At 42.6% G+C, this 24,028-nt stretch carries 34 protein-coding genes; 32 read left to right on the top strand and 2 right to left on the bottom strand.

Features of this window, described 5'->3' with window-relative positions; translation table 11 throughout:
* Nucleotides 1–16: 16 nt before the first annotated feature.
* The 29 genes from rplV to Q0P34_RS02490 all read left to right on the top strand — a co-directional run bounded on the left by rplV (nucleotide 17) and on the right by Q0P34_RS02490 (nucleotide 18,210).
* Entirely contained in the window at nucleotides 17–355 is a 339-nt protein-coding gene (gene rplV, locus Q0P34_RS02630) for a 50S ribosomal protein L22 (protein ID WP_273338398.1), read from the top strand.
* Between the two features lie 17 nt (nucleotides 356–372).
* The gene (gene rpsC, locus Q0P34_RS02625; RefSeq protein ID WP_178666971.1) at nucleotides 373–1,062 is read left to right on the top strand and encodes a 30S ribosomal protein S3; all 690 of its coding nucleotides are present in this window, start codon (nucleotides 373–375) and stop codon (nucleotides 1,060–1,062) included.
* Nucleotides 1,062–1,484: a 50S ribosomal protein L16 gene (rplP, locus tag Q0P34_RS02620; protein WP_078768222.1), complete on the top strand. Its 423-nt coding sequence runs from the start codon at nucleotides 1,062–1,064 to the stop codon at nucleotides 1,482–1,484. The genes rpsC and rplP overlap by 1 nt, the downstream gene beginning before the upstream one ends.
* Nucleotides 1,484–1,687, top strand: coding sequence for a 50S ribosomal protein L29 (gene rpmC / locus Q0P34_RS02615; protein ID WP_178666975.1), 204 nt, complete (start codon nucleotides 1,484–1,486; stop codon nucleotides 1,685–1,687). Before rplP ends, rpmC begins: the two co-directional genes overlap by 1 nt.
* A 17-nt stretch (nucleotides 1,688–1,704) precedes the next feature.
* Nucleotides 1,705–1,959: a 30S ribosomal protein S17 gene (gene rpsQ, locus Q0P34_RS02610; protein WP_294952449.1), complete on the top strand. Its 255-nt coding sequence runs from the start codon at nucleotides 1,705–1,707 to the stop codon at nucleotides 1,957–1,959.
* 109 nt (nucleotides 1,960–2,068) lie between these two features.
* The gene (rplN, locus tag Q0P34_RS02605; RefSeq protein WP_078768219.1) at nucleotides 2,069–2,437 is read left to right on the top strand and encodes a 50S ribosomal protein L14; all 369 of its coding nucleotides are present in this window, start codon (nucleotides 2,069–2,071) and stop codon (nucleotides 2,435–2,437) included.
* A 14-nt stretch (nucleotides 2,438–2,451) separates the two neighbouring features.
* Nucleotides 2,452–2,757 carry a 50S ribosomal protein L24 gene (gene rplX / locus Q0P34_RS02600; RefSeq protein ID WP_294952445.1) on the top strand — a complete coding sequence of 102 codons (306 nt, stop codon included), beginning with the start codon at nucleotides 2,452–2,454 and terminating at the stop codon, nucleotides 2,755–2,757.
* Between the two features lie 19 nt (nucleotides 2,758–2,776).
* Nucleotides 2,777–3,319 (top strand): 50S ribosomal protein L5, encoded by a 543-nt coding sequence (rplE, locus tag Q0P34_RS02595; RefSeq protein ID WP_294952443.1) that lies wholly within the window; start codon nucleotides 2,777–2,779, stop codon nucleotides 3,317–3,319.
* Nucleotides 3,320–3,331: 12 nt separating this feature from the next.
* On the top strand, nucleotides 3,332–3,517 hold the full coding sequence (locus Q0P34_RS02590; protein WP_078768217.1) for a type Z 30S ribosomal protein S14: 186 nt from the start codon (nucleotides 3,332–3,334) through the stop codon (nucleotides 3,515–3,517).
* Nucleotides 3,518–3,553: 36 nt separating this feature from the next.
* Entirely contained in the window at nucleotides 3,554–3,952 is a 399-nt protein-coding gene (gene rpsH / locus Q0P34_RS02585; RefSeq protein ID WP_078768216.1) for a 30S ribosomal protein S8, read from the top strand.
* A gap of 15 nt (nucleotides 3,953–3,967) precedes the next feature.
* Entirely contained in the window at nucleotides 3,968–4,510 is a 543-nt protein-coding gene (gene rplF / locus Q0P34_RS02580) for a 50S ribosomal protein L6 (RefSeq protein WP_294952439.1), read from the top strand.
* Nucleotides 4,511–4,528: 18 nt separating this feature from the next.
* Nucleotides 4,529–4,888 (top strand): 50S ribosomal protein L18, encoded by a 360-nt coding sequence (rplR, locus tag Q0P34_RS02575; protein WP_178666983.1) that lies wholly within the window; start codon nucleotides 4,529–4,531, stop codon nucleotides 4,886–4,888.
* A gap of 19 nt (nucleotides 4,889–4,907) precedes the next feature.
* Nucleotides 4,908–5,411 (top strand): 30S ribosomal protein S5, encoded by a 504-nt coding sequence (gene rpsE, locus Q0P34_RS02570; RefSeq protein WP_078768213.1) that lies wholly within the window; start codon nucleotides 4,908–4,910, stop codon nucleotides 5,409–5,411.
* Between the two features lie 15 nt (nucleotides 5,412–5,426).
* The gene (rpmD, locus tag Q0P34_RS02565) at nucleotides 5,427–5,597 is read left to right on the top strand and encodes a 50S ribosomal protein L30 (protein ID WP_078768212.1); all 171 of its coding nucleotides are present in this window, start codon (nucleotides 5,427–5,429) and stop codon (nucleotides 5,595–5,597) included.
* Between the two features lie 14 nt (nucleotides 5,598–5,611).
* A complete protein-coding gene (rplO, locus tag Q0P34_RS02560; RefSeq protein ID WP_178666984.1) occupies nucleotides 5,612–6,055 on the top strand; it encodes a 50S ribosomal protein L15 in 444 nt (147 codons plus the stop codon).
* Nucleotides 6,056–7,408 carry a preprotein translocase subunit SecY gene (gene secY / locus Q0P34_RS02555; protein ID WP_294952434.1) on the top strand — a complete coding sequence of 451 codons (1,353 nt, stop codon included), beginning with the start codon at nucleotides 6,056–6,058 and terminating at the stop codon, nucleotides 7,406–7,408.
* Between the two features lie 18 nt (nucleotides 7,409–7,426).
* On the top strand, nucleotides 7,427–8,059 hold the full coding sequence (locus Q0P34_RS02550) for an adenylate kinase (protein WP_294952431.1): 633 nt from the start codon (nucleotides 7,427–7,429) through the stop codon (nucleotides 8,057–8,059).
* Nucleotide 8,060: 1 nt separating this feature from the next.
* Nucleotides 8,061–8,810, top strand: coding sequence for a type I methionyl aminopeptidase (gene map / locus Q0P34_RS02545; protein WP_294952428.1), 750 nt, complete (start codon nucleotides 8,061–8,063; stop codon nucleotides 8,808–8,810).
* A gap of 91 nt (nucleotides 8,811–8,901) precedes the next feature.
* On the top strand, nucleotides 8,902–9,120 hold the full coding sequence (gene infA, locus Q0P34_RS02540; protein WP_294952477.1) for a translation initiation factor IF-1: 219 nt from the start codon (nucleotides 8,902–8,904) through the stop codon (nucleotides 9,118–9,120).
* A gap of 19 nt (nucleotides 9,121–9,139) precedes the next feature.
* The gene (rpmJ, locus tag Q0P34_RS02535; RefSeq protein ID WP_178666992.1) at nucleotides 9,140–9,253 is read left to right on the top strand and encodes a 50S ribosomal protein L36; all 114 of its coding nucleotides are present in this window, start codon (nucleotides 9,140–9,142) and stop codon (nucleotides 9,251–9,253) included.
* 32 nt (nucleotides 9,254–9,285) lie between these two features.
* Nucleotides 9,286–9,654 carry a 30S ribosomal protein S13 gene (rpsM, locus tag Q0P34_RS02530; protein WP_178666994.1) on the top strand — a complete coding sequence of 123 codons (369 nt, stop codon included), beginning with the start codon at nucleotides 9,286–9,288 and terminating at the stop codon, nucleotides 9,652–9,654.
* Nucleotides 9,655–9,674: 20 nt separating this feature from the next.
* Nucleotides 9,675–10,070, top strand: a complete 396-nt coding sequence (gene rpsK / locus Q0P34_RS02525; protein ID WP_294911750.1) for a 30S ribosomal protein S11 — start codon at nucleotides 9,675–9,677, stop codon at nucleotides 10,068–10,070.
* Nucleotides 10,071–10,090: 20 nt separating this feature from the next.
* On the top strand, nucleotides 10,091–10,717 hold the full coding sequence (gene rpsD / locus Q0P34_RS02520; protein WP_178666998.1) for a 30S ribosomal protein S4: 627 nt from the start codon (nucleotides 10,091–10,093) through the stop codon (nucleotides 10,715–10,717).
* A 63-nt stretch (nucleotides 10,718–10,780) separates the two neighbouring features.
* Nucleotides 10,781–11,737: a DNA-directed RNA polymerase subunit alpha gene (locus Q0P34_RS02515; protein ID WP_294952421.1), complete on the top strand. Its 957-nt coding sequence runs from the start codon at nucleotides 10,781–10,783 to the stop codon at nucleotides 11,735–11,737.
* Nucleotides 11,738–11,751: 14 nt separating this feature from the next.
* Entirely contained in the window at nucleotides 11,752–12,093 is a 342-nt protein-coding gene (gene rplQ, locus Q0P34_RS02510; protein ID WP_294952418.1) for a 50S ribosomal protein L17, read from the top strand.
* Nucleotides 12,094–12,199: 106 nt separating this feature from the next.
* Nucleotides 12,200–14,791, top strand: a complete 2,592-nt coding sequence (polA, locus tag Q0P34_RS02505) for a DNA polymerase I (protein ID WP_294952415.1) — start codon at nucleotides 12,200–12,202, stop codon at nucleotides 14,789–14,791.
* A 5-nt stretch (nucleotides 14,792–14,796) separates the two neighbouring features.
* A complete protein-coding gene (gene rimI, locus Q0P34_RS02500) occupies nucleotides 14,797–15,219 on the top strand; it encodes a ribosomal protein S18-alanine N-acetyltransferase (protein ID WP_294952413.1) in 423 nt (140 codons plus the stop codon).
* A 17-nt stretch (nucleotides 15,220–15,236) separates the two neighbouring features.
* Nucleotides 15,237–16,250 (top strand): tRNA (adenosine(37)-N6)-threonylcarbamoyltransferase complex transferase subunit TsaD, encoded by a 1,014-nt coding sequence (gene tsaD, locus Q0P34_RS02495; protein WP_294952410.1) that lies wholly within the window; start codon nucleotides 15,237–15,239, stop codon nucleotides 16,248–16,250.
* 178 nt (nucleotides 16,251–16,428) lie between these two features.
* Nucleotides 16,429–18,210 carry a phosphoenolpyruvate carboxykinase (GTP) gene (locus Q0P34_RS02490; RefSeq protein ID WP_294952407.1) on the top strand — a complete coding sequence of 594 codons (1,782 nt, stop codon included), beginning with the start codon at nucleotides 16,429–16,431 and terminating at the stop codon, nucleotides 18,208–18,210.
* A gap of 65 nt (nucleotides 18,211–18,275) precedes the next feature.
* Here Q0P34_RS02490 and Q0P34_RS02485 read toward each other — a convergent pair whose 3' ends face one another.
* Nucleotides 18,276–19,208, bottom strand: a complete 933-nt coding sequence (locus Q0P34_RS02485; protein WP_294952405.1) for a DPM/DPG synthase family glycosyltransferase — start codon at nucleotides 19,206–19,208, stop codon at nucleotides 18,276–18,278.
* Between the two features lie 21 nt (nucleotides 19,209–19,229).
* The gene (locus Q0P34_RS02480; protein WP_294952402.1) at nucleotides 19,230–20,804 is read right to left on the bottom strand and encodes a hypothetical protein; all 1,575 of its coding nucleotides are present in this window, start codon (nucleotides 20,802–20,804) and stop codon (nucleotides 19,230–19,232) included.
* Nucleotides 20,805–20,964: 160 nt separating this feature from the next.
* Here Q0P34_RS02480 and Q0P34_RS02475 point away from each other — a divergent pair, with 160 nt between their 5' ends.
* From Q0P34_RS02475 to Q0P34_RS02465, 3 genes are all read left to right on the top strand, one after another.
* Nucleotides 20,965–21,804, top strand: a complete 840-nt coding sequence (locus Q0P34_RS02475) for a transketolase (RefSeq protein ID WP_294952399.1) — start codon at nucleotides 20,965–20,967, stop codon at nucleotides 21,802–21,804.
* A 2-nt stretch (nucleotides 21,805–21,806) separates the two neighbouring features.
* Nucleotides 21,807–22,748: a transketolase family protein gene (locus tag Q0P34_RS02470; RefSeq protein WP_294952395.1), complete on the top strand. Its 942-nt coding sequence runs from the start codon at nucleotides 21,807–21,809 to the stop codon at nucleotides 22,746–22,748.
* Nucleotides 22,749–22,825: 77 nt separating this feature from the next.
* Nucleotides 22,826–24,025, top strand: coding sequence for a phosphoglycerate kinase (locus Q0P34_RS02465; RefSeq protein ID WP_294952392.1), 1,200 nt, complete (start codon nucleotides 22,826–22,828; stop codon nucleotides 24,023–24,025).
* Nucleotides 24,026–24,028: the final 3 nt, after the last annotated feature.

The raw sequence follows: 24,028 nt of genomic DNA, 5'->3' as shown, positions 1-24,028 counted from the left end.
TGAAAGGAGATTTATGATGGAAGCAAAAGCAAAAGCAACTTATGTTCGTATGTCTCCTCGAAAGGTTCAGATCGTTTTAGATCTTATTAGAAATCAACCTGCAGATAAGGCTATGGCTATTCTTAAGTTTACTCCAAAGGCTGCAACAGAGCCTGTATCAAAGGTTCTCAAGTCAGCAATGGCAAACGCAGAGAATAACTACAATATGGACGTAACAAGATTATATGTAAGCGAAGCACACGTTGCTCCGGGTCCAATCCTTAAGAGAATTCAGCCAAGAGATCATGGCAGAGCTTACAGAATCAACAAAAGAACATCACACATTACCCTTGTTCTCAAGGAAATGGAAGACTAAGCGAGGAGGAAAGTTAAATGGGACAGAAATGTAATCCAACCGGTTTAAGAATCGGCGTTATTAAAGACTGGGACTCTCGCTGGTATGCAAAGAAAGGCGAGTTTGGTGATATCCTTGTAGAAGATTATAATCTTCGTCAGTATTTGCTAAAGTCACTTTACAGCGCAGGTGTTCCAAAGGTAGAAATCGAAAGAGATACCAAGAGAGTAAGAATCAACATTCACTGTGCAAAGCCGGGTATGGTTATCGGTAAGCAGGGTGCAGAGATTGAAAAGCTCAAGGCTACTTGTGCAAAGAAGCTTGGCAAGGATCCTTCAGAGGTATTCATCAACATCGTAGAGATCAAGCAGCCTGACCTCAACGCAATTTTGGTAGCACAGTCAATCGCTCAGCAGCTTGAGCGCAGAGTTGCATTCAGACGTGCAGTTAAAGGTGCTATCAGAAACACAATGAGACTTGGCGCTCGCGGTATCAAGGTTATGGTTTCAGGTAGAATCGGCGGTGCAGAAATCGCTCGTTCGGAAACCTATAAGGAGGGTACAATTCCTCTGCAAACAATCCGTGCAGACATCGATTACGGTACAGCAGAAGCTGCTACAACATACGGTAGACTCGGTGTTAAGGTATGGATCTATCAGGGCGAGGTTCTCAGAGAATCCCGTAATAAGAAGAGAAGAACAAATCGCAAGGAAGGGGGAAATAAATAATGCTCTTACCTAAGCGTGTAAAACACAGAAAGCAGCACAGAGGTCGTATGACAGGTGTGGCTACAAGAGGTAATAAGGTATCATACGGTGAGTACGGTCTTGCTACAACAGAGCCTGCATGGATCACAGCAGCTCAGATCGAGGCAGCCCGTATCGCTATGACACGTTACACAAAGCGTGGTGGTAAAGTTTGGATTAAGATTTTCCCAGACAAGCCAATCACAGCAAGACCTGCCGATACTCGTATGGGTAAAGGTAAAGGTAACGTTGACTACTGGGTAGCAGTAGTTAAGCCGGGAAAGGTTATGTTTGAGCTTGCAGGCGTTAGCGAGGATGTTGCTCGTGAGGCTATGAGACTTGCAGCAAACAAGCTTCCTGTAAAATGTAAGTTTGTTAAAAAAGAAGAGGGAGGAGAGCAGTAATGAAAGCATCAGAAATCAGAGCACTTTCTGCAGAGCAGAGAGCAAAGAAGCTCGTTGAGCTTAAGGAAGAACTTTTCAACCTTCATTTCCAGCAGGCTATCAATCAGCTCGAAAACCCTATGAGAATTAAGGCAGTCAAGAAAGATATTGCTCGTATCAAGACAGTTGAGAGAGCTATCGAGCTTGAAAATGCTAATTCCTAATAAGGAGGTAACTGATTATGGAAAGAAACCTCAGAAAAACATTGGTTGGTGTTGTTACATCTGACAAGATGGACAAGACAGTCGTTGTTACAATTAAGGACAGAGTTAAGCACCCTCTTTACAATAAGATTGTTGATAAGTCTGTTAAGTATAAGGCACACGACGAGAACAACGAATGCGGTGTAGGCGATAAGGTTCAGATTATGGAATGTCGTCCACTCAGCAAGGATAAGAATTGGCGTGTGGTTGAAATCATCGAAAAGGCTAAGTAATCGTTACGATTTACAGCTTTTAAGAATAAAAAGTCTATTAATTTAGTCAAGAAAATAATAACTGCAACTTAGCAAAGTGTTATTTTGCAGTACGAAGGAGGTAAACACTGTGATACAACAGGAAAGTCGTTTGAAGGTTGCTGACAACACAGGCGCTAAGGAAATCCTTTGCATTCGTGTTCTCGGCGGTTCCGGAAGAAGATATGCCAACATCGGCGATGTCATCGTAGCTTCTGTAAAGAAGGCTGCACCGGGTGGTATCGTTAAGAAGGGCGAAGTTGTTAAAGCAGTCATCGTTCGTACAACTAAAGGTGTACGTCGTGATGATGGTCAGTATATTCGTTTTGACGAAAATGCTGCCGTAATTATTAAGGAGGATAAAACTCCTAAAGGCACCCGTATTTTTGGCCCCGTAGCAAGAGAGCTTCGTGAGAAGGATTATATGAAGATTCTCTCTCTCGCTCCGGAAGTACTTTAATGGAGGTGCGAAAAATGAAGAAAATGTTTGTTAAGACCGGAGATACCGTACAGGTACTTTCAGGTAAGTCAAAGGGCGTTCAGGGCGAGGTTATCGCTGTAAGTCCGGCAGAAGACAAGGTTATCGTTAAGGGCGTTAACGTTGTTACAAAGCATGTTAAGCCAAGATCAATGGGCGAAACAGGCGGACTTGTACAGGTTGAATCTGCACTTTACGCTTCAAAGGTACAATTAGTTTGCCCTAAGTGCAAGGAAGCTACAAGAGTAGGTCACAAAAAGGGCGGCATCCGCGTTTGCAAAAAGTGCGGAAACGAGTTTTAAGAAAGGGAGGACATAACAAATGGCAGCAAGACTTAAAGAACTTTACAAGTCAGAAGTAGCACCTGCGTTGATGAAGAAATTCGAATACAAATCTGTTATGCAAATCCCAAAGCTTGACAAGATTGTTCTCAATGTTGGATGCGGCGAAGCTCGTGAAAATGCAAAGGTAGTTGATTCTATCATTAATGACCTTACACAAATCTCAGGTCAAAAGCCTGTTGTATGTAAGGCAAAGAAGTCAGTAGCTAACTTTAAGCTACGTGAAGGTATGCCAATCGGCGTAAAGGTAACTCTCAGAGGCGAAAGAATGTACGAGTTCCTCGACAGATTTTTCAACCTTTCTCTTCCAAGAGTTCGTGACTTCAGAGGTATTAATCCAAACTCATTTGACGGCCGTGGCAACTATGCTATGGGTATCAAGGAGCAGTTGATTTTCCCTGAAATCGATTACGACAAGATTGACAAGGTTCGTGGTATGGACATTATTATGGTTACCACAGCAAACACAGACGAAGAAGCAAGAGAGCTCCTCAGACTTATGGGCGCTCCGTTTGCAGAGTAAGGAGGGATTATCGTGGCAAAGACATCAATGAAAGTTAAGCAGCAAAAGCCTGCAAAGTATTCAACAAGAGAATACAACAGATGCAAGATCTGCGGTAGACCTCATGCTTACCTTCGTAAGTACGGTATATGCCGTATTTGCTTCAGAGAGCTTGCTCACAAGGGCGAGATTCCCGGAGTTAAGAAATCATCTTGGTAAATCGAGAATTGCTAAATTTATAAGGAGGAAATATCAATGCATATTACAGACCCAATCGCTGATATGCTTACAAGAATTCGTAACGCGAACTCAGCAAAACACGAAACAGTAGATATTCCTGCATCAAATATGAAGAAGGCAATCGCTCAGATTCTTCTTGATGAAGGCTATATCGCATCATATAAGGTTATCGAAGACGAAAAGCAGGGTGTTATCCGTGTAACACTCAAGTACGGTGAGAACAAGTCACAGGTTATCACCGGCTTGCGCAGAGTATCAAAGCCAGGTCTTAGAATCTACTCAAATGTAGAGGATATGCCAAAGGTAATGAAGGGACTCGGCATTGCAATCGTTTCAACATCAAAAGGTATAATGACAGACAGAGAAGCTCGCAAGCAAAATGTTGGCGGCGAAGTATTAGCATTTGTTTGGTAAGGAGGTGCAGTTAGGATGTCACGTATCGGTTTAAAGCCAATCGTAATTCCTGCCGGCGTTGAAGTAACAGTAGACGCAGAGAATACTGTAACCGTTAAGGGACCAAACGGTACTCTTACTCAGGATGTTAACAAGGACATCACAGTTACAATTGAAGGCAGCGAGATTACTTTACAAAGACCATCAGACGATAAGGAACACAGAGCTATGCATGGCTTGTACAGAGCTCTTATCGCAAATATGGTTACAGGTGTTACAGAAGGCTTCAAGAAAAACCTTGAGGTAAACGGCGTTGGTTACAGAGTATCTGCTTCAGGCAGCACTCTTACAATGAACCTCGGCTTCTCACACCAGGTAGTTATGGAAGCTCCCGAGGGAGTTAAGGTAGAATGCCCAAATGCAAACGCTATTGTTATCAGCGGTGCAGACAAGCAGGCTGTTGGTCAGTTCGCAGCACAGGTTCGCGAAAAGAGACCACCGGAGCCATATAAGGGCAAGGGCATTAAGTATGCTGAAGAGCATATTCGCCGTAAAGAAGGTAAAGCAGGTAAGAAATAAGGGAAGGAGTGAATTACTATGGTTTCAAGACAAGATTCTAACATCGCAAGAAAGAAGCGTCACGTACGTGTACGCGGTAAGATCAGCGGTACTGCTGAGTGTCCAAGACTTAACGTATATCGCTCCCTTGCAAACATCTATGCTCAGCTTATTGATGACGTTGCAGGTGTAACACTTGCTCAGGCATCAACAGTTGAAAAGGACTTTGCTCAGTACGGCGGTAACGTAGAAGCAGCTAAGGCTGTAGGTAAGAAATTAGCAGAGAGAGCCACAGAGAAGGGCATTAAGGAATGTGTATTCGATCGTGGCGGTTACGTATATCACGGTCGTGTAGCTGCAGTTGCAGAAGGCGCTCGTGAAGGCGGACTTGAGTTCTAAGGAAGGGAGATTAATTATTATGAACAATAAAATTGATGTATCTTCAATGGAACTTGAAGAAAGAGTAGTTACAATCAATCGTGTATCAAAGACTGTAAAGGGCGGTAGAATTTTCAAGTTTGCAGCTCTTGTAGTTGTTGGTGACGGTAACGGTCTTGTAGGCTTCGGTATCGGTAAGTCAGGCGAAGTTCCTGATGCTATCCGTAAGGGTATCGAGGATGCAAAGAAGAATGTAATTAAGGTATCACTTAGAGGAACAACAATTCCTCACGAAATCAAGGGTAAGTTTGGTGCAGGCGAGGTTTTGCTTATGCCGGCTCCAAAGGGTACCGGAGTTATCGCAGGTGGCCCTGTGCGTGCGGTTGTTGAAACAGTAGGTATCAAGGACATTCGTACAAAGGCTATCCGCTCAAACAATCCTTGCAACGTTGTAAGAGCTACAATCAACGGTCTCAGCCAGCTCAGAACTGCTGAGGAGGTTGCAGCTGTTCGTGGCAAGAGTGTTAAGGAAATAGTAGGTTAAGGAGGAATTTGATTTATGAAAATCAAGCTAACAAAGAGCTTAATTGGTTGCAAAAAGGATCAAATTGCTACCGCTCACTCACTTGGTCTACGCAAGATAGGCAACGTTACAGAACAACCTGATAACGCACAAACACAGGGTAAAATCAAGAAGATTTCTCACCTTGTAACAATCGTAGAAGAATAAGGGGAGGTGCTCAAATGAAATTACATGAACTTTCTCCTGCAGAGGGCTCAAAGAAGGCTGTAAAGAGAATTGGCCGTGGCGCAGGTTCAGGCCAGGGTAAGACAGCCGGTAAGGGTCATAAAGGTCAAAAGGCACGTTCCGGTTACAGCAGACGTCCGGGATTTGAGGGTGGTCAGATGCCACTTCAAAGACGTGTACCAAAGAGAGGTTTCAACAATATCTTTGCTACAGAGTATGCAACAGTTAATGTTTCCGATCTTGAAAAGAGATTTGAAGCAGGCGCAACAGTTGATGCTCAGAGCCTCATCGAATGTGGTCTTCTTAAGAAGACACTTGACGGTGTAAAGGTTCTCGGCAAGGGTGAAATCACAAAGGCATTAACCGTTAAGGTTGACGCTATTTCAGAGTCTGCAAAGGCAAAAATTGAAGCAGCTGGCGGTCAGGTGGAGGTGCAGTAAATGATTAAAACTATCATTAATGCATTCAAAATTGCCGATATCAGAAAAAAGCTTCTTTTTACTGCTTTCATTATTTTGATTTTCAGAATCGGTTCAGTTATTCCTGTTCCGTTCGTAAACATTGTTGATGGTATTGATGTAGGTAAGGGTAACACTATTATGACCTACCTCAGCTTGATGACAGGTAGTGCATTCACATACGGTACAATTTTTGCTATGTCAATCACACCGTACATCAACTCCTCAATTATCATTCAGCTTTTAACAGTAGCTATTCCTGCTTTGGAAAATCTTCAAAAGGAAGGTGAAGAGGGCAGAAAGAAGATTACAGCTATCACAAGATTTTTGACAGTAGCACTCGGTTTGCTTCAGTCACTTGCGTATTTCTTCTATCTTCGTTCTCAAAACCTGCTTTCAGTAGATGCAAACGGAATGGCATACACAGGCTTTGATGCTGTATTCCAGGCAATTGTAATTATTACCGTTCTTACAGCAGGCACAGCTGTTATTATGTGGCTTGGTGAGCAGATTTCAATTCAGGGCATCGGTAACGGTATTTCCATTATCCTTTTTGCCGGAATTGCATCTCGTTTTCCAACAATTATCAAGCAGCTCTTCCAATATCTTTCAACAGGCAGAAACGTATATAAGGTTCTCGTACCTGTTGTTTGCGTAATCTTTATTCTTATGATTGCGTACATTGTGCTTCTTGATAACGCAGAAAGACGAGTTCCTATCCAATACGCAAAGCGCGTTGTTGGCAGAAAGATGTACGGTGGTCAAAACACACATATGCCTATCAAGGTTAATATGTCAGGTGTACTTCCAATCATCTTTGCATCATCAATTCTTTCTCTTCCGGGAACAGTTCAAATGTTCCTTGCAAGCAGTAAGTATGAGGGTACCTTCTGGGAGAAGTTCTTTAACGCTTTCCAGAGTGACTCATGGTGGTATGCAGGAATGTACTTCGTGTTGATAATTTTCTTTGCATATTTCTACAGTACAATTCAGTACAATCCTATTGAAATGGCAAACAATCTTCGTAAGAACAACGGCGTTATTCCGGGTATTCGTCCGGGCAGACCGACATCAGACTACATCTTGAGAATCATCTCAAGGCTCACACTTATCGGTGCTTTGATGATTTCGGTAGTTGCGTTGTTCCCAATCATTTATTCTCTTATCTGCGACGCGGCTATTAAGCCACTTGAGGGTGCAGCAGATTATACCGGCGGTATGTCAATCACAATGGGTGGTACATCACTCATCATCTTGGTTGGTGTTGCACTTGAAACAGTTCGTCAGTTAGAGTCTCAAATGGTTATGCGTCACTATAAAGGCTTCCTTGATTAATCGAAAGGACGAAATATTATGAAGCTTATTCTTTTAGGTGCACCGGGTGCAGGAAAAGGTACTCAGGCAGAAAAGATTTGTGAAAAATTAAATATTCCTGCAATTTCAACAGGAAACATTATCCGTGCCGCTCTTAAGAACGGAACGGAGATGGGCTTGAAGGCAAAAAGCTATATGGATGCCGGACAGCTTGTTCCCGATGAGGTTGTTATCGGAATAATCAAGGATCGTCTTAAGGATGACGATTGCAAAAACGGATTTATTCTTGATGGATTTCCTCGTACAATTCCACAGGCTCAGGCTTTGGTGGATATGGGAATTGATATTGATAAGGTTATCGATATTGAGGTTCCCGATGAGAAAATCACAAAGAGAATGTCAGGCCGTCGCGTTTGCTCAAAGTGTGCAAACTCATACCATATGGAATACAAAAAGCCAAAGGTTGAGGGCATATGCGATGCTTGCGGCGGAGAGTTAGTTCAGCGAAAGGACGATGCTCCCGAAACAGTTCAGGCTCGTCTTGTGGAATATCATGAGATGACAGAGCCGCTCAAGGGATTCTACGAGAATCTCGGCAAGCTTAGAATTGTTGAGGGTCAGGAAGAGGTTGCTGACACAACAAAGCTCGTTTTCGCTGCATTGGAGGATTAACATGATAGTGCTAAAAAGCAGTCGTGAATTAGAGCTTATGAAGGAAGCTTGTATAATATCGGCTCAAGCATTACAGGTGGCAGGCGAGGCTGTTAAGCCGGGTGTAACCACATGGGAAATTGATAAGCTCGCTTACGATTTCATCAAGAAATGCGGAGCAACTCCAAACTTTCTTAACTATGGCGGTTTTCCTGCAACCGCATGTATATCTATAAATGATGAAGTTATTCACGGTATCCCAAGTAAGAATAGAGTTCTTAAGGATGGCGACATCGTATCTATCGACTTGGGTGCTGCGAAAAACGGCTATAACGGCGATAATGCTGCCACTTTTATCTGCGGGACTTGCTCTCCCGAGGTAAAGCGGCTGGTGGACACAACCAGAGAATCCTTGTATAAGGGTATCGAGGCTGCTGTTCCGGGCAACAGAATCGGCGATATAGGCAATGCTGTGCAAGCATATTGTGAAGAGCGCGGTTACGGCGTTGTTCGTGATTATGTAGGTCACGGCGTTGGTAAAAAGCTTCACGAAGAACCAAGTGTACCGAACTTCGGACACGCAGGTCGTGGTATCCGACTATCACCCGGAATGACATTGGCAATTGAACCGATGATAAATCTGGGAACCTATAAGGTTAAACAGCTCTCGGACGGATGGACTGTAAAGACAGCTGACGGCAAGGCTTCTGCTCATTTTGAGCATACTGTTGCCATCACATCAAACGGTCCGGTCATTATGACCAGAGCTTAACGATAGGCGAGGTTGAATTGCAGGCGATTACGCCGTAATGTGATTCCAGATAGAAACAACATCATACGTAATATTTTAGCGAGGTAAAATGATGTCTAAGTCAGATATGATAGAAGTTGAAGGTACTGTGGTTGAATTGCTACCTAACACAACATTTAAGGTAGCGTTGCAAAACAACCACATTATTACAGCCCATATCAGCGGAAAGCTGAGAATGAACAACATTCGTATTCTTCCCGGTGATAAGGTAACAATGGAAATGTCACCGTACGACTTAACAAAGGGTCGTATCATATGGCGTTCAAAGTAAATTTAAGGAGGATATTCAAATGAAAGTTAGACCTTCTGTAAAGAAAATTTGCGACAAATGCAAAGTTATAAAGCGCAATGGACGAGTAATGGTTATCTGTGAAAATCCAAAGCACAAACAGCGTCAGGGCTAGTCCTGAAGTAATAATCGGAGGTAAACTGTAGTATGGCACGTATTTCAGGTGTTGACTTACCTAATGACAAGAGAGTTGAAATCGGTCTTACCTATATTTACGGTATAGGCAAAACAACCTCAGACAAGATCATCAAAGCAACAGGCGTTAATCCAGACACACGTTGCAGAGATTTAACAGAAGAAGATGTAAAGAAGCTTAGCGATTACATCACAAATAACCTTGAGGTTGAAGGTGACTTAAGAAGAACAGTTGCATTCGACATCAAGAGACTTAAAGAAATTGGTTGCTATCGTGGTATGCGTCACATTAAGGGCCTTCCTGTAAGAGGACAGACCTCAAAGAACAACGCAAGAACACGCAAGGGTCCAAAGAGAACCGTAGCAAACAAGAAGAAGTAAAGTAGGAGGAATATTTCAGTATGGCTACTAAGAAGACAGCTTCTCCTCGTAAAAGACGTGAGAAGAAGAATATTGAGCGTGGTGTTGCTCATATTCAGTCAACCTTCAACAATACTATCGTAACAATTACTGATACACAGGGCAACGCAGTATCATGGGCATCAGCCGGTGAAATGGGTTTCCGTGGTTCAAAGAAATCTACTCCGTTTGCAGCACAAACAGCAGCAGAAACAGCTGCAAAGATTGCAACAGAGCATGGTATGAAAACTGTTGAAGTTTATGTAAAGGGTCCGGGTGCAGGTCGTGAAGCAGCTATCAGAGCGCTCCAATCAGCAGGCCTCGATGTAAGTCTTATTAAAGATGTTACTCCTATCCCACATAACGGATGTCGTCCACCAAAGAGACGTCGTGTATAATTTATTGGAGGTTACTTGATATGGCAAGATATACAGGACCTGCTTGTAAGCTCTGCCGTCGTGAAGGAAAGAAGCTTTTCCTCAAGGGCGATAGATGTTATACAGGCAAATGTGCACTTGAGCGTCGCTCATATGCACCCGGCCAGCATGGTCAAAATCGTAAAAAGACATCAGAATATGGTTTACAGCTTCGTGCAAAGCAGTCTGCTCGTAGATACTATGGTGTAAGCGAAAAGCAGTTCCACAAGTATTTTGTTGAGGCTGAGCGCAGAGAGGGTGTAACAGGTACAAACCTTCTTCAGCTTTGCGAAAGCCGTCTCGACAATATCGTTTATACAGCAGGCTTTGCAAGCTCAAGAGCACAGGCTCGTCAGCTTGTAAATCATGCTCACTTTACAGTTAACGGCCATAAGGTAGACATTCCGTCATACCTTGTAAAAGCCGGTGACGTAGTTGCTGTTAAGGAAACAAGCAAGTCAACAGATGAGTTCAAGGCTCTTGTAGAGGCTAATGCTTCTCGTCCTACTCCAAAGTGGGTTGACGTTGATTCTGCAAATATGACAGCAAAGGTTGTTGCACTTCCTGAAAGAGAAGAAATTGCAACTCCTGTTGAAGAGCACTTAATCGTTGAGTTCTACTCTAAGTAATAGGCTGTTATTTTTCAGCGTGTTATTTAGCGAAAACAAAGCTATATTTTAGGAGGCTTTTAGATGATTGAAATTGATAAGCCTAATATCGAAATAGTAGATTTATCTACTCAGGGAAGCAGAAGCGTAGGCAGATTTGTAGTTGAACCTTTGGAAAGAGGCTTCGGCACAACTCTCGGAAACTCAATGAGAAGAGTTCTCCTCTCATCACTTCCGGGTTACGCTATTACTTCTGTAAAGATTGACGGTGTACAACACGAATTCACAACAATTCCTCACGTTAAAGAGGACGTTACAGAAATTGTTCTTAACCTCAAAAATGTAATCCTTAAGATTCATGATGAAGAGGCTAAAACCCTTTACATTAAGGCAAAGGGCGAGGGCGAAATTACTGCCGGTGATATTGAACACGACGGCGGAGTTGAAATCTTGAATCCGGAGCTTCATCTTGCTTATCTTGATGAAGGTGCTGATGTTGTTATGGAACTCACAGCTGATAACGGTAGAGGCTATGTTCCTTGTGATCGCAATAAGCAGATTATGGAACTTCCAATCGGCACTATTGCTATTGACTCTATCTACACACCTGTATTGAAGGTTAATTACACTGTTGAGAATACTCGTGTAGGACAACAAACTGATTTTGACAAACTTATCCTTGATGTTGAAACTGACGGAACTATCCCTGCAGATGAAGCCGTATCGCTTGCTGCAAAGATTCTTAATGAGCATCTTAACCTCTTTGTTGACCTTTCTGAAGAAATGGGTAACGCAGAGATCATGGTTGAAAAAGACGATGACGGAAAAGAAAAGGTTCTTGAGATGACTATTGAAGAGCTTGATCTTTCTGTACGTTCGTTCAACTGCTTAAAGAGAGCAGGAATCAACACAGTAGGGGATTTGATTGGCAAATCTGAAGACGATATGATGAAAGTCAGAAACCTTGGTCGTAAGTCACTTGATGAAGTAATTGGTAAGCTTGCTTCTCTTGGTTTCAAACTTAGTAAGGAAGAAGACTAAAGGAGGGAATTTCAATGCCAGGTAGCAGAAAACTCGGTCGTCCGACCGATCACAGACAGGCTATGCTTAAAGGATTAGTTACTCTACTTCTTGAAAAAGGCAGAATTGAAACAACCGTTACTCGAGCTAAAGAGGTTCAACCTATGGCCGAAAGAATGATTTCTCTCGGTAAGGAGAACACTCTTCATTCAAGAAGACAGGCTCTTGCTTATGTTACTAAGGAAGATGTTGTTAAAAAGCTTTTTGATGAAATTGCTCCAAAGTATGAAGATAGAAACGGTGGTTACACTCGTATAATTAAAACAGGTCCTCGTAGAGGCGACGCAGCAGAGATGTGCTTCATCGAGCTTGTTTAATTAAAATAAACATCACACCCGGGTACTTATTACTCGGGTGTTTTATTATTGTAAACGAATTCGTTATGTGTTATAATATAATGAATTAATTTTTTGAGGTATTGCTATGACTTTATTGGTTCTTGACGGCAACAGCATTATTAACCGTGCTTTTTACGGCATCAAGCTGCTTACAACAAAGCAGGGTGATTATACTAATGCCATATACGGATTTTTGAATATGATGCTCAAGTTTGAAGATATGTGCAAGCCCGACGCAGTTGCGGTTGCGTTTGATATGCACGCTCCGACCTTTAGGCATAAGATGTATGATGAATACAAGGCAGGCAGGCATGCCATGCCCGACGAGCTTCGCACACAAATGCCTGTGCTTAAAAATATTTTGCATCTGCTTGGAATAAAAACCATAGAATGTGAGGGATGGGAGGCAGACGATATCCTTGGCACCCTTGCACGTGTGTGCCGTGAAAACGGCAACGCCTGCTATCTTGCAACAGGCGACAGGGATAGCCTTCAGCTTGCTCACGACGGTGTAAAGGTTTTGCTTGCCAAAACAAAAAGCACAGATATTATGGACGAGCAGGCAATATATGATGAATACGGTGTTGAGCCTCACGATTTAATACAGGTAAAGGCATTGCAGGGTGACAGCTCGGATAACATTCCGGGTGTGCAGGGCATAGGTCCCAAAACCGCTCTTGACCTTATTTCTCGCTTCAAAACCGTGGATTATATATACGAAAACATTGATACAATAGACATAAAGGATGGCGTTCGCAACAAGCTTAAAAACAATAAGGATAACGCCTATCTTTCGCTTAAGCTTGGCGAAATTGTTACCGATGCACCTATAAATACAGACATAAACGAGTACAGGCTTAACGACGGTGACAAAAAGGGTGCTTCTGCCGAATTTGCAAGGCTTGAACTGTACAGCCTTATGGACAGATTTAACCTAAATGCCAACGATGCAATTACTGCCGTTGCCGAAGAGGAAATCCCTGTAAGAGAGATTGAAAGGCTGACCTGTGTTGATGCAGATTATCTGCTTGAAAAAATCGGCGATAATGACGCGTATTTTTATCCTGAAATTATAGATAACAGCATTACGGATATGTATTTTGCATTTGGCGATCAAATAATTGTAATGCCGTGCGAAACGCCTGAATTTAAGTATTTTGTGCGTAATTTCTTTGAAAACGAAAAATGCAGAAAGTATACCTATAATTCAAAATATTCTCACCGCTTGGCAAAGGAATTGGGTGTTGAATGTAAAAACGTTTGCGGTGATTTAATGCTTTCGGCTTATCTGCTTAAGCCGTCCGACAGCAATTATTCCATTGACCATTTGTGCCTTGAGTACGGTGTTCCCGTTCCGGAATATAAAAACTCGCTTGGCTCAACTGATGAAAGAGTAGTCAGCGCGGCAGTGCTCAAGCCCTTGTTTGAAAAAACACAGGTGCTTCTTGAAGAGGCAAATCAAACAGACCTTTTGAATAATATTGAGCTTCCTCTTGCAAGAGTGCTTGCAAAGATGGAAATTGAGGGCTTTGCGGTTGACAAAAAGGGTATAGAGGATTTCGGCAAAAAGCTCGGCACAAGAATTGATGAATTGACCGAAACGATTTATAACCTTGTAGGTTATGAATTTAACATCAATTCACCAAAGCAGCTTGGTGTTGCACTTTTTGAGGATTTAGGGCTGCCCTGCAAAAAAAAGACAAAGAGCGGTTATTCAACCAACGCCGAGGTGCTTGAGGGCTTGCGCTCGGAAAGTCCTGTTATTGACTGTATTTTGGAATACCGTTCTCTTACCAAGCTAAAGTCAACATATTGCGAGGGATTGCTAAAGGCTATTGCCGACGATGGAAGAATTCACACATCATTTAATCAGGTGGAAACCCGAACGGGCCGTATCAGCTCGCTTGAGCCTAATTTGCAGAATATTCCTATTCGTACCGAGCTTGGCAGAGAAATGCGTAAATTCTTCATCGCAGGCGACGGAAATATGCTTGTCGATGCCGATTACAGTCAAATTGAGCTTAGAGTTTTGGCAGACCTTGCCGATGATAAAAATATGATAGAGGCATTCAATAACGGCAAGGATATTCACACATCAACCGCCGCACAGGTGTTTAATATGCCTGAGAAATTTGTCACAAAGCAAATGAGGTCGTCTGCAAAGGCAGTTAACTTTGGTATAGTTTACGGTATAGGTGCGTTCTCGCTTGCCAAGGATATCGGGGTCTCACGCAAGACCGCGCAGGAGTATATCGACAGCTATCTTGCAACATACAGCGGGGTTGACAGGTATATGACTCATGTTATTGAGCTGGCACGGGAAAAAGGATATAGCGAAACTCTTTTTAACCGTCGCAGATATTTGCCGGAGCTCAATGCTTCAAATCATATGGTTAAGGCGGCAGGTGAACGAATTGCACGTAATATGCCTATCCAAGGCACTGCTGCGGATATAATCAAAATCGCTATGGTTAAGGTTGACAGAAGATTAACCGAGGAGAATATGAAATCAAAGCTTATTCTTCAGGTGCACGACGAATTGATTGTTGAGGCACCTACCGACGAAGCAGAAAAGGCGTTGCAAATAGTAACCGAGGAAATGGAAAATGCCTGCAAAATGAAGGTTAAGCTTCGTGCCGACGGTAATATAGGCAAGGATTGGTACAGCGCACATTAGTTAATATGAAAATAGAAAAATTTGCATTGCAGTATCTTGACGATGTTGCAAATATAGAAAAAGTATGCTTTGCTCATCCGTGGAGCAGGCAGGATTTGAAAAATCAATTAGACCTTGATACATCGCATTTTCTTGTCGCAGTTGTTGATGGCATAGCCGTTGGATATATGGGGCTTCAAATTTTTTCCAGCGAGGGATATGTAACAAATGTTGCAGTCCTGCCCGAATACAGAGGACAGGGGATTGCACAGGCTCTTATTAAGGAGCAAATGAAAAACGATATGTCGTTTATCACCCTCGAGGTTAGAGAAAGCAATGCTCCTGCAATTAAGCTGTACACAAAAATGGGATTTGTAAATGTCGGAATACGTCCTGATTTTTATTCCGATCCGACTGAAAACGCAATTATTATGACACATAAATTTTAGCAAACGGAGAATCTTTTATGAAAATCTTGGGTATAGAAAGCTCCTGTGATGAAACCGCCGCTTCCGTTGTGGAGGACGGACGCAGGGTGTTATCAAATGTTATAGCAACCTCTCTTGAGGAGCATAAGCTGTATGGCGGAGTAGTGCCTGAAATCGCATCTCGCAGGCACGCAGAGAGCATCAGCGGTGTTGTAGAAGAGGCACTTAGGCAGGCGGGATGCACCGCTTCAGATATTGACGCAATAGCAGTTACATACGCGCCGGGGCTTATCGGCTCGCTTTTGGTGGGCGTAAATTTTGCAAAGGGTCTTTCTGTTGCAACAGATATACCGCTTGTTCCCGTTCATCATTTGAGGGGACATATTGCATCAAATTATTTATCAAGCGACATTGAGCCTCCGTTTTTGTGCCTTGTTGTAAGCGGAGGGCACAGTCATATCGTTGCCGTAAAGTCATATACGGATTTTGAGGTAATAGGCAAAACCCGTGATGATGCGGCAGGTGAAGCGCTTGACAAGGCGGGCAGAACAATGGGACTTGAATATCCCGGGGGCGTCAGCATTGATAAGCTTTCACCGAGCGGTGATGAAAACGCCTTTACATTTCCAAAGCCAAAGGTTCACGATGCACCGTATGATTACTCGTTCAGCGGGCTGAAAACGGCTGTAATCAACATAATACATAACAGTAACCAAAAGGGAGAAAGTATTTGCATTGCCGACCTTGCGGCATCGTTTCAAAAATCTGTTGTGGATTGCCTGATTTCAAATTTTGAGAGTGCAGCGGAAAATTTCGGTTATAATAAGCTTGTAATAGCGGGCGGAGTGTCGGCAAACAGCAAGCTTCGTTCGCAGGCGGAAAAGATGTGCAAATCACATGGTTGGAGCCTTTGCTTGCCCGAGCTGAAGTATTGCGGAGATAATGCCGCAATGATAGCGTCTCAAGGCTACTATGAGTACAAATCGGGAGTTAGGGCACAGGAAAATCTAAATGCTTATGCAACTATGCCTCTTGACGATTTGCAATATTGACAAAAAGTTGTCAATAGCAGTGTCATTAATGTAACAAAATAATGAATTTTGACTTATACTATTGAAATTTTTAATGATAAAAAGTATAATCATACTAACAAGTCAGTATGCCTTGTGCTAACTGATTTAGGCTAATAGGCCAATATTACATTGTATACTATATAAAGGAGAATATATTATGGAATCAAATCTTACAAAGAATCCATCATTACTTGCTTGGCTTGATGAAAAAGTAGAGCTTTTGAAGCCATCAAATATCGTATGGATTGACGGTTCAAAGGAGCAGATTGACGCTCTTAAGGCAGAGGCCGTAGAAACAGGCGAGATGATTAAGCTTAACGAAGAGCTTCTTCCTGATTGCTACCTTCACAGAACTGCAGAAAACGACGTTGCTCGTGTTGAGGATCGTACTCTTATCTGCACAACAAAGGAAGAGGATGCAGGTCCTACAAATCATTGGATGGCTCCTGATAAGGCATATGATATGCTTTACAAAATTGCAGCAGGTTCATATGAAGGCAGAACAATGTACATCATCCCTTATTCAATGGGTCCTGTCGGTTCTCCTCTTGCAAAAATCGGTATCGAAATCACTGACTCTATCTATGTTGTTCTTAATATGAACATTATGACAAGAGTCGGCAAGAAGGTACTTGATGTTTTGGGCGACAGCAATGACTGGGTACGCGGTATGCACTGCAAGTGTAACGTAGATCCTGAAAACAGATGGATCGTTCAGTTCCCTGAAGATAACACTATCATTTCTGTTAACTCTGCATACGGCGGAAACGTACTTCTCGGTAAGAAGTGCTTTGCACTGCGTATTGCTTCATATCTTGGTAAAAACGAGGGCTGGCAGGCAGAGCATATGCTCATCCTCGGTCTTCAAAAGCCTGATGGCGATATTAAGTACATCTGTGCTGCATTCCCATCAGCTTGCGGTAAGACAAACCTTGCGATGCTTATCCCACCTGAGGGCTATCTTGCAAAGGGATACAGAGTATGGTGCGTTGGTGACGATATTTCCTGGATCAAGAAGGGCGAAGACGGCAGACTTTATGCTATTAACCCTGAAAACGGCTTCTTCGGTGTTGCTCCGGGTACAAATATGAAGTCAAATCCAAATGCACTCAAGTCAACAATGCAGGGCACAATCTTTACAAACGTTGCTCTTAATCTTGACAACAACACAGTTTGGTGGGAAGGTCTTGACAAGAATCCTCCTGCAAACGCTATTGATTGGAAGGGCAATCCTTGGAACGGTCAAACCTCAACAGAAAAGGGTGCTCATCCAAACTCAAGATTTACTGCTCCTACTGCAAATTGTCCATGTCTTTCAGCAGAATTTGACAATCCAAACGGTGTACCGATTTCTGCATTTGTATTCGGCGGTCGCCGTGAGAAGCTTACTCCGCTTGTATATCAGTCAAAGAGCTGGAACAACGGTGTATTCGTAGGCTCAATCATGGGCTCTGAAACAACTGCTGCTGCAACAGGTGCTGTTGGCGTTGTTCGTCGTGACCCAATGGCTATGCTTCCGTTCTGCGGTTACAATATGGGTGATTATTGGAAGCACTGGATTGAAATCGGTAAGACCCTTGATGAAGACAAGGCTCCAAAGATTTTCAATGTTAACTGGTTCCGTAAGGATGAAGACGGCAACTTCCTGTGGCCGGGATTCGGTGACAACCTTCGTGTTCTTGATTGGATTATTGATCGTTGCGAGGGCAAGGTTGACGCACAGGAAACAGCTATCGGTTATCTTCCGTACGCAAAGGATATTAACCTTGAAGGTCTTGATATGACAGAAGAAGAGCTTGACAACATTCTTGATGTTGACAAGGCTGCTTGGGAAGAAGAGCTTAAGGGCGTTGACGAGCTTTACGCAAAGTTTGGCGACAAGCTTCCAAAGGAGCTTGCTGACGAGCTTGCATCTGTAAAGGCTGCGCTTAAAGAATAATTTAATAATAAAAAGTGAGGAGCTCCGGTATTGAGCACCTCACTTTTTTGCTTTTATATAATCTTTTATTTATCGTCCCTGTTTAGCATTCTTATTATGTTAAGATTTACCTCAAAGACCTGCCTGTGCTGCTTTCTTAGCACCGACAGCATAACGCCTGTAAAGAAGGTAGTAACCGAAATAATGCCAAAGGTGATTGCCGCAACAAAGGTTGGCATTTTCGGCACAAATCCCGTTTCGATATATTCTGCAAAAACGGGAACAAAGAAGCCCACTGCAAGCCCCATAAACACGGCTGCTATTACGGAAAAGAACGATAACGGCTTTGTATCCCTAAAAAGCATACCTATGGTTTTCAAAACCTTTAAGCCGTCTGAGTAAGTATTAAGCTTGCTTTCGCTGCCTTCCTCTCGGTCTTGATATTCGATTGGTATTTCAACAATCTTAAAATTATTATCAAGTGCAAATATGGTCATTTCTGTTTCAATCTCAAAGCCCTTGCAAAGCACGGGGAAGGATTTAACAAAATCTCTGCTGAATGCTCTGGCTCCTGTCATAACGTCATTTATGCTTGAGTGAAAAAGCAAATTGATCATTTTTTGCACAAGTACATTACCGAAATTGTGAAATCTGCGCTTGTTCATTTCAAAATATGTGGAGCTTAGTCTGTCGCCGACCGCCATATCGGCTCTGCCCTCAAGCACCTCTTTTTCAAGAATAGGCCCAAATTTTGCAGGATACGTGTTGTCACCGTCTGCCATAATGTAGCAATCGGCCTCAATATCCCTGAACATAGAGCGTACAACGTTGCCCTTGCCCTGACGCACCTCCCGTCTTACGATAGCACCTGCGTTTTTTGCAATGTTGTATGTGTCGTCGGTAGAGTTGTTGTCATACACATATATGTCAGCGTGTGGCATATTCTCCTGAAAATCCCTGATAACCTTTTCAATTGTAGCGGCCTCGTTGTAGCATGGAATTAAAACTGCTGTTTTCATATTGTTTATATTTCCTTTGTTTTATGCTGTTTTCTTAAATACAGCATAGTTTTTGTTCTTAAATATTAATTCGTAATCTTTGTCGTTTTTAAGATTTATGTATAAAGGCTTTTCGGAGCCTCTGCATACAAGTGCGTAGTTAAAGCCGTATTTGTCAAATACCTTCTTGTAGTTCTTTTCGCCCTTTGCAATTTTGCTGTATTCCGTCAGGTAATCAAATTCGTGATTAGCTTCCTTAACAAACGAGTCTGCTCGTGGGTCAATATATGTTGTATATCCCTTGAATTCAAGATAAGCACCTGCATTAAATCCGTTGAAAAGTATTAATTCATCAACATTATTGCTGTCAATGTCCGCTTGCATTGCATCGATTGCTTCGTCAAGGGCAACAATGCTTTTGTTCCCGCCGTCATTTTTGATGAAATTTGATGCTTCGGAATATATGCTTTGACCTATAAATCCAACAATGAATATAGAGAACACGGCAATCAATGTAACCGTAAGAGGTACAAGAAGCTTTGATTGCTTCTTTCCTTCGTTCTTTCTTTTGTCCTCTTCAACAAGCCTTTTGAATGTGCCGACAAAATCAACATTGTCAATGTATGCAAGCAGGGTTGCCGTTGCACAGATAACAAAGTACGGAATGAGCTTTATGTAGGTTAACATCATTGCACAGGTGCCTGCCGTGAGCAAAACGTAGCGAATTGTGGTCTTGCCTTTTTTGTAAAAAAGGTAGGTGCACAACACTATTGCCAACACTACATAATCGGACATGGCACTGAGCGAAAGCTCAAATGTTAACGGATTAAGCTCCATAATTGAGCTGTTAACCTTGTTGCCGATTGATGTTGTAAACAGGAACGAAAGTCCTTTTATCCCGTACGGTGTAATCAATCCTGCAACACCCATTGCAACCGCTGTTACAACAAGCGGAAGAAGCTTGCAGCAGGCAAAGGATTTACCCTTGATTTTAAGCGGAAGAGCATTTACAAAATAAGGAAGAAGTATAATGAAAAGCATGGTCCACATAGAAGCATGCAAATTAACCTCAAGCACCGACAAAACAGGCAGCACGGCAAGGTGTCTGTATTTGCCGTCCTTAACAAATCTTTCAAGGCACAAAAGCTCAATGATGATAATTGAGTAAGTAAAAATTTGAGGCCTTGTAACAAAAAACTGTGTCATCGAAATGCCTGCAATAAAGGTTGCAATGCTTGCCATTATAGGCTTGTTTGATATTTGCAGGCAAAGCTTTTTCATCAAAACAAGAAACACACTGTACATTACCAGCACAAGAAGCATAGGACCGATAAATCCCATAAGGCTGTACAGCTTGTAGAATATGACATCTGCCGCCCATTGCTGAACAACAAGGTCCATCGTTTTGTGCATTGTCAAAAAATCCTTGGTGGGAATACCGTTGTTGCAGATGTATTCTCCTGTTTTGATAATCCAATATGTATCGTTGTCTATTCGCCATTTTGCCATCATCAGCGATATAAACGGCAAAAAGCCTATGATAGCGGTAATAATGCTTAAAATCTTTTTAGATATTGCATCTTCCCTTGCGCGAACAGCTGTTGATGTTGCTTCCATTTTTTTCTCCTTAATCAGACAAGAATATATACTTATTATACACATTATGCACGGTTAAATCAATACATAGAATAATATAGCGACACATTAATATTTATCCTTGCACATTCCCTAATAATTTGGTAAAATAAAATGGATAATAAAACAAAGGAGTTTTTTTATGGATTCATTATGTAAAAAAGAGCTTGAAATTTATGCCACCAAAATCCGTATGGGCATAATTGAAGGCACTTATAATGCAAAGGCAGGACATCCCGGTGGCTCACTTTCAGCTGCAGATGCTTTTGCTTATCTTTATGCAAAGGAAATGAGAGTCAATCCTTCAGAGCCAAAATGGGAAGACAGGGACAGACTTGTTCTTTCAAAGGGACATTGTGCACCGGGCTTGTATGCGGCACTTGCATATAAGGGCTTCTTTCCTGTTGAGGACTTGAAAACACTTCGCCATATTGATTCATATCTTCAGGGACATCCTAATATGAATACTGTTCCCGGAATTGATATGAGCACCGGCTCATTAGGTCAGGGCATTAGTGTTGCCGTAGGTATGGCAAAGGGTGCAAAGTATCTGAACAAGGACATTAATGTGTATGCTGTTTTGGGCGACGGCGAAATTGAGGAAGGTCAGGTTTGGGAGGCAATGATGTTTGCCAACCAATATAAGCTTGATAATTTCTGTGCTATTGTAGACTGCAATGGCTTGCAAATTGACGGTCCATGCTCCGAGGTTATGTCGGCAGAGCCTGTTGATGAAAAAATCAAATCATTCGGCTTTGATGTTACTGTTATTGACGGCAACGATTTTGATGCTCTTGAGGGTGCGTTTGATGCCTTCCATAAGTCAGATAAGCCTTTTGCAATTATAATGAAAACCGTAAAGGGCAAGGGCGTTTCGTATATGGAAAATCAGGTTGGCTGGCACGGTAAGGCACCAAACGAGGAAGAATATAATATCGCAATGGCAGAGCTTGGTGCAAGGCTTGCAGAATTGGAGGCATAAGTATGAGTGAAGTAAAATGTATAGCTACACGTGACAGCTACGGTAATGCTCTTAAGGAGCTTGCGGCAGGCGGCGCAGATAACCTTGTCGTTCTTGATGCCGACCTTGCGGCTGCGACAAAAACGGGTATTTTCAAAAAGGAATATCCTAACAGACACTTTAACTGTGGTATTGCAGAGTCAAATATGATTTGTGCTGCAGCAGGTATGAGCACTATGGGACTTGTTCCTTTTGCATCATCATTTGCAATGTTTGCGGCAGGCAGAGCATTTGAACAGGTACGTAATTCAATCGGATATCCACACCTTAACGTAAAAATCGGCGCAACTCACGCAGGTATTTCTGTCGGTGAGGACGGCGCCAGCCATCAGTGCTGTGAGGATTTTGCGTTAATGCGCTCCATTCCGGGTATGGTCGTTATCTGTCCGGCGGATGATGTTGAGGCAAAGCAGGCTGTAAAGGCAGCATATGCTTATGAAGGTCCTGTATATTTAAGATTCGGCAGACTTGCAGTTCCTGTTTTTCACAGTGATGATTATAAGTTTGAAATCGGTAAGGGCGAGGTTGTCAGGGAAGGTAATGATGTTACAATTATTGCCAACGGCCTTATGGTTGCAGAGGCTATCGAGGCAGGCAAGACTCTTGCGGAAAACGGAATTGATGCAGAGATTATCAATATTGCAACCATCAAGCCTCTTGACGAGGAGCTTGTTATCGCATCTGCAAAGAAAACAGGTAAGGTTGTTACGGTTGAAGAGCATAATGTTATCGGTGGCTTGGGCGAAGCAGTTTGCTCCTGCCTTGCAGAAAATTGCCCTACTCCCGTAAAGCGTATAGGTGTAAATGACGAGTTTGGCCATTCAGGTCCTGCAAAGGATTTGCTTAAGCAGTTTGGCCTTTCGGCAGAGAATATTGTAAAGGTTACAACCGAATTCGTTAAATAATTAACATTTTTGTTGATTTATTGATTAATATACTGTATAATATTAATGTTAAAATTTTCATAACAAGGAGAAAAAATATGGAAGCACTCAATAAAAAGACAATAGAAGATATTGATGTTAAGGGCAAAAGAGTTCTTGCTCGATGCGATTTTAACGTTCCTCTTATGGACGGTGAAATCACAAACGATAAAAGAATTGTTGCGGCATTGCCTACAATAAAGTATTTGATGGAGCAGGGCGCAAAGGTTATTCTTTGCTCACATCTTGGCAGACCAAAGGGAGAATACAAGCCTGAATTCAGTCTTGCTCCTGTTGCAAAGAAGCTTTCCGAATACCTCGGCACAGAGGTTAAGCTCGCAGAAGATCCTGAGGTAGTAGGCGAAAACGCAAAGAAGCTTGCAGCCGAGCTTAAGGACGGCGAGGTTATGCTTCTTGAAAACGTTAGATACAGAAAAGAAGAAACAAAGAACGAGGAGAATTTCTCCAAGGAGCTTGCTTCACTTGCAGATGTATTTGTAAATGACGCTTTCGGCACAGCACACAGAGCACACTGCTCAACAACAGGCGTTGCTGCATATCTTCCTGCAGTTTGCGGATACCTTATCCAAAAGGAAATTAAATTTATGGGCGGAGCTCTTGCTAATCCAAAGAGACCTCTCGTTGCTATTCTCGGCGGTGCCAAGGTGTCGGATAAAATCGGTGTTATTTCAAACTTGATTGATAAGTGCGACACTATCATCATCGGCGGTGGTATGGCTTACACATTTATGAAGTACCTTGGTCATTCAATCGGTGATTCTCTTCTTGAGGCTGATTGGGTTGAAAAGGCAGGTCAGATGATGGCTGATGCTAAGGAAAAGGGCGTAAACTTCCTTATTCCTGTTGACAACAAGGTTGGCAAGGAATACGATGCCAACACAGAAGCAATGATAGTTAATTCAGACGAAATTCCTGACGGCTGGATGGGCCTTGATATCGGACCAAAGTCGATGGAATTGTTTGTTGACGCAGTTAAAGGTGCAGGCACAGTTATCTGGAACGGTCCTATGGGCGTTTCAGAGTGGGAGAACTTTGCAGCAGGTACAATCGCAGTTGCAAATGCAGTTGCAGAATCAGGCGCAGTATCAATCATCGGCGGCGGTGATTCGGTTGCAGCTGTAACAAAGCTTGGCTTTGCAGATAAGATGAGCCACATTTCAACAGGCGGCGGTGCATCGCTTGAGTTCCTTGAGGGCAAGGAGCTTCCGGGTATCGCAGCACTTCAGGATAAAGATTAATTT

The organism is uncultured Eubacterium sp., from assembly GCF_945980375.1.
GTDB lineage: Bacteria > Bacillota > Clostridia > Oscillospirales > Acutalibacteraceae > Eubacterium_R.
This window is presented reverse-complemented; position numbering and strand designations above follow the sequence as displayed.

What these genes read in the sequence shown, in the direction of transcription:
- rplV (WP_273338398.1), top strand. Translation starts at nt 17, where the DNA reads ATGGAAGCAAAAGCAAAAGCAACTTATGTTCGTATGTCTCCTCGAAAG.
- rpsC (WP_178666971.1), top strand. Translation starts at nt 373, where the DNA reads ATGGGACAGAAATGTAATCCAACCGGTTTAAGAATCGGCGTTATTAAA.
- rplP (WP_078768222.1), top strand. Translation starts at nt 1,062, where the DNA reads ATGCTCTTACCTAAGCGTGTAAAACACAGAAAGCAGCACAGAGGTCGT.
- rpmC (WP_178666975.1), top strand. Translation starts at nt 1,484, where the DNA reads ATGAAAGCATCAGAAATCAGAGCACTTTCTGCAGAGCAGAGAGCAAAG.
- rpsQ (WP_294952449.1), top strand. Translation starts at nt 1,705, where the DNA reads ATGGAAAGAAACCTCAGAAAAACATTGGTTGGTGTTGTTACATCTGAC.
- rplX (WP_294952445.1), top strand. Translation starts at nt 2,452, where the DNA reads ATGAAGAAAATGTTTGTTAAGACCGGAGATACCGTACAGGTACTTTCA.
- rplE (WP_294952443.1), top strand. Translation starts at nt 2,777, where the DNA reads ATGGCAGCAAGACTTAAAGAACTTTACAAGTCAGAAGTAGCACCTGCG.
- rpsH (WP_078768216.1), top strand. Translation starts at nt 3,554, where the DNA reads ATGCATATTACAGACCCAATCGCTGATATGCTTACAAGAATTCGTAAC.
- rplF (WP_294952439.1), top strand. Translation starts at nt 3,968, where the DNA reads ATGTCACGTATCGGTTTAAAGCCAATCGTAATTCCTGCCGGCGTTGAA.
- rplR (WP_178666983.1), top strand. Translation starts at nt 4,529, where the DNA reads ATGGTTTCAAGACAAGATTCTAACATCGCAAGAAAGAAGCGTCACGTA.
- rpsE (WP_078768213.1), top strand. Translation starts at nt 4,908, where the DNA reads ATGAACAATAAAATTGATGTATCTTCAATGGAACTTGAAGAAAGAGTA.
- rpmD (WP_078768212.1), top strand. Translation starts at nt 5,427, where the DNA reads ATGAAAATCAAGCTAACAAAGAGCTTAATTGGTTGCAAAAAGGATCAA.
- rplO (WP_178666984.1), top strand. Translation starts at nt 5,612, where the DNA reads ATGAAATTACATGAACTTTCTCCTGCAGAGGGCTCAAAGAAGGCTGTA.
- secY (WP_294952434.1), top strand. Translation starts at nt 6,056, where the DNA reads ATGATTAAAACTATCATTAATGCATTCAAAATTGCCGATATCAGAAAA.
- Q0P34_RS02550 (WP_294952431.1), top strand. Translation starts at nt 7,427, where the DNA reads ATGAAGCTTATTCTTTTAGGTGCACCGGGTGCAGGAAAAGGTACTCAG.
- map (WP_294952428.1), top strand. Translation starts at nt 8,061, where the DNA reads ATGATAGTGCTAAAAAGCAGTCGTGAATTAGAGCTTATGAAGGAAGCT.
- infA (WP_294952477.1), top strand. Translation starts at nt 8,902, where the DNA reads ATGTCTAAGTCAGATATGATAGAAGTTGAAGGTACTGTGGTTGAATTG.
- rpmJ (WP_178666992.1), top strand. Translation starts at nt 9,140, where the DNA reads ATGAAAGTTAGACCTTCTGTAAAGAAAATTTGCGACAAATGCAAAGTT.
- rpsM (WP_178666994.1), top strand. Translation starts at nt 9,286, where the DNA reads ATGGCACGTATTTCAGGTGTTGACTTACCTAATGACAAGAGAGTTGAA.
- rpsK (WP_294911750.1), top strand. Translation starts at nt 9,675, where the DNA reads ATGGCTACTAAGAAGACAGCTTCTCCTCGTAAAAGACGTGAGAAGAAG.
- rpsD (WP_178666998.1), top strand. Translation starts at nt 10,091, where the DNA reads ATGGCAAGATATACAGGACCTGCTTGTAAGCTCTGCCGTCGTGAAGGA.
- Q0P34_RS02515 (WP_294952421.1), top strand. Translation starts at nt 10,781, where the DNA reads ATGATTGAAATTGATAAGCCTAATATCGAAATAGTAGATTTATCTACT.
- rplQ (WP_294952418.1), top strand. Translation starts at nt 11,752, where the DNA reads ATGCCAGGTAGCAGAAAACTCGGTCGTCCGACCGATCACAGACAGGCT.
- polA (WP_294952415.1), top strand. Translation starts at nt 12,200, where the DNA reads ATGACTTTATTGGTTCTTGACGGCAACAGCATTATTAACCGTGCTTTT.
- rimI (WP_294952413.1), top strand. Translation starts at nt 14,797, where the DNA reads ATGAAAATAGAAAAATTTGCATTGCAGTATCTTGACGATGTTGCAAAT.
- tsaD (WP_294952410.1), top strand. Translation starts at nt 15,237, where the DNA reads ATGAAAATCTTGGGTATAGAAAGCTCCTGTGATGAAACCGCCGCTTCC.
- Q0P34_RS02490 (WP_294952407.1), top strand. Translation starts at nt 16,429, where the DNA reads ATGGAATCAAATCTTACAAAGAATCCATCATTACTTGCTTGGCTTGAT.
- Q0P34_RS02485 (WP_294952405.1), bottom strand. Translation starts at nt 19,208, where the DNA reads ATGAAAACAGCAGTTTTAATTCCATGCTACAACGAGGCCGCTACAATT.
- Q0P34_RS02480 (WP_294952402.1), bottom strand. Translation starts at nt 20,804, where the DNA reads ATGGAAGCAACATCAACAGCTGTTCGCGCAAGGGAAGATGCAATATCT.
- Q0P34_RS02475 (WP_294952399.1), top strand. Translation starts at nt 20,965, where the DNA reads ATGGATTCATTATGTAAAAAAGAGCTTGAAATTTATGCCACCAAAATC.
- Q0P34_RS02470 (WP_294952395.1), top strand. Translation starts at nt 21,807, where the DNA reads ATGAGTGAAGTAAAATGTATAGCTACACGTGACAGCTACGGTAATGCT.
- Q0P34_RS02465 (WP_294952392.1), top strand. Translation starts at nt 22,826, where the DNA reads ATGGAAGCACTCAATAAAAAGACAATAGAAGATATTGATGTTAAGGGC.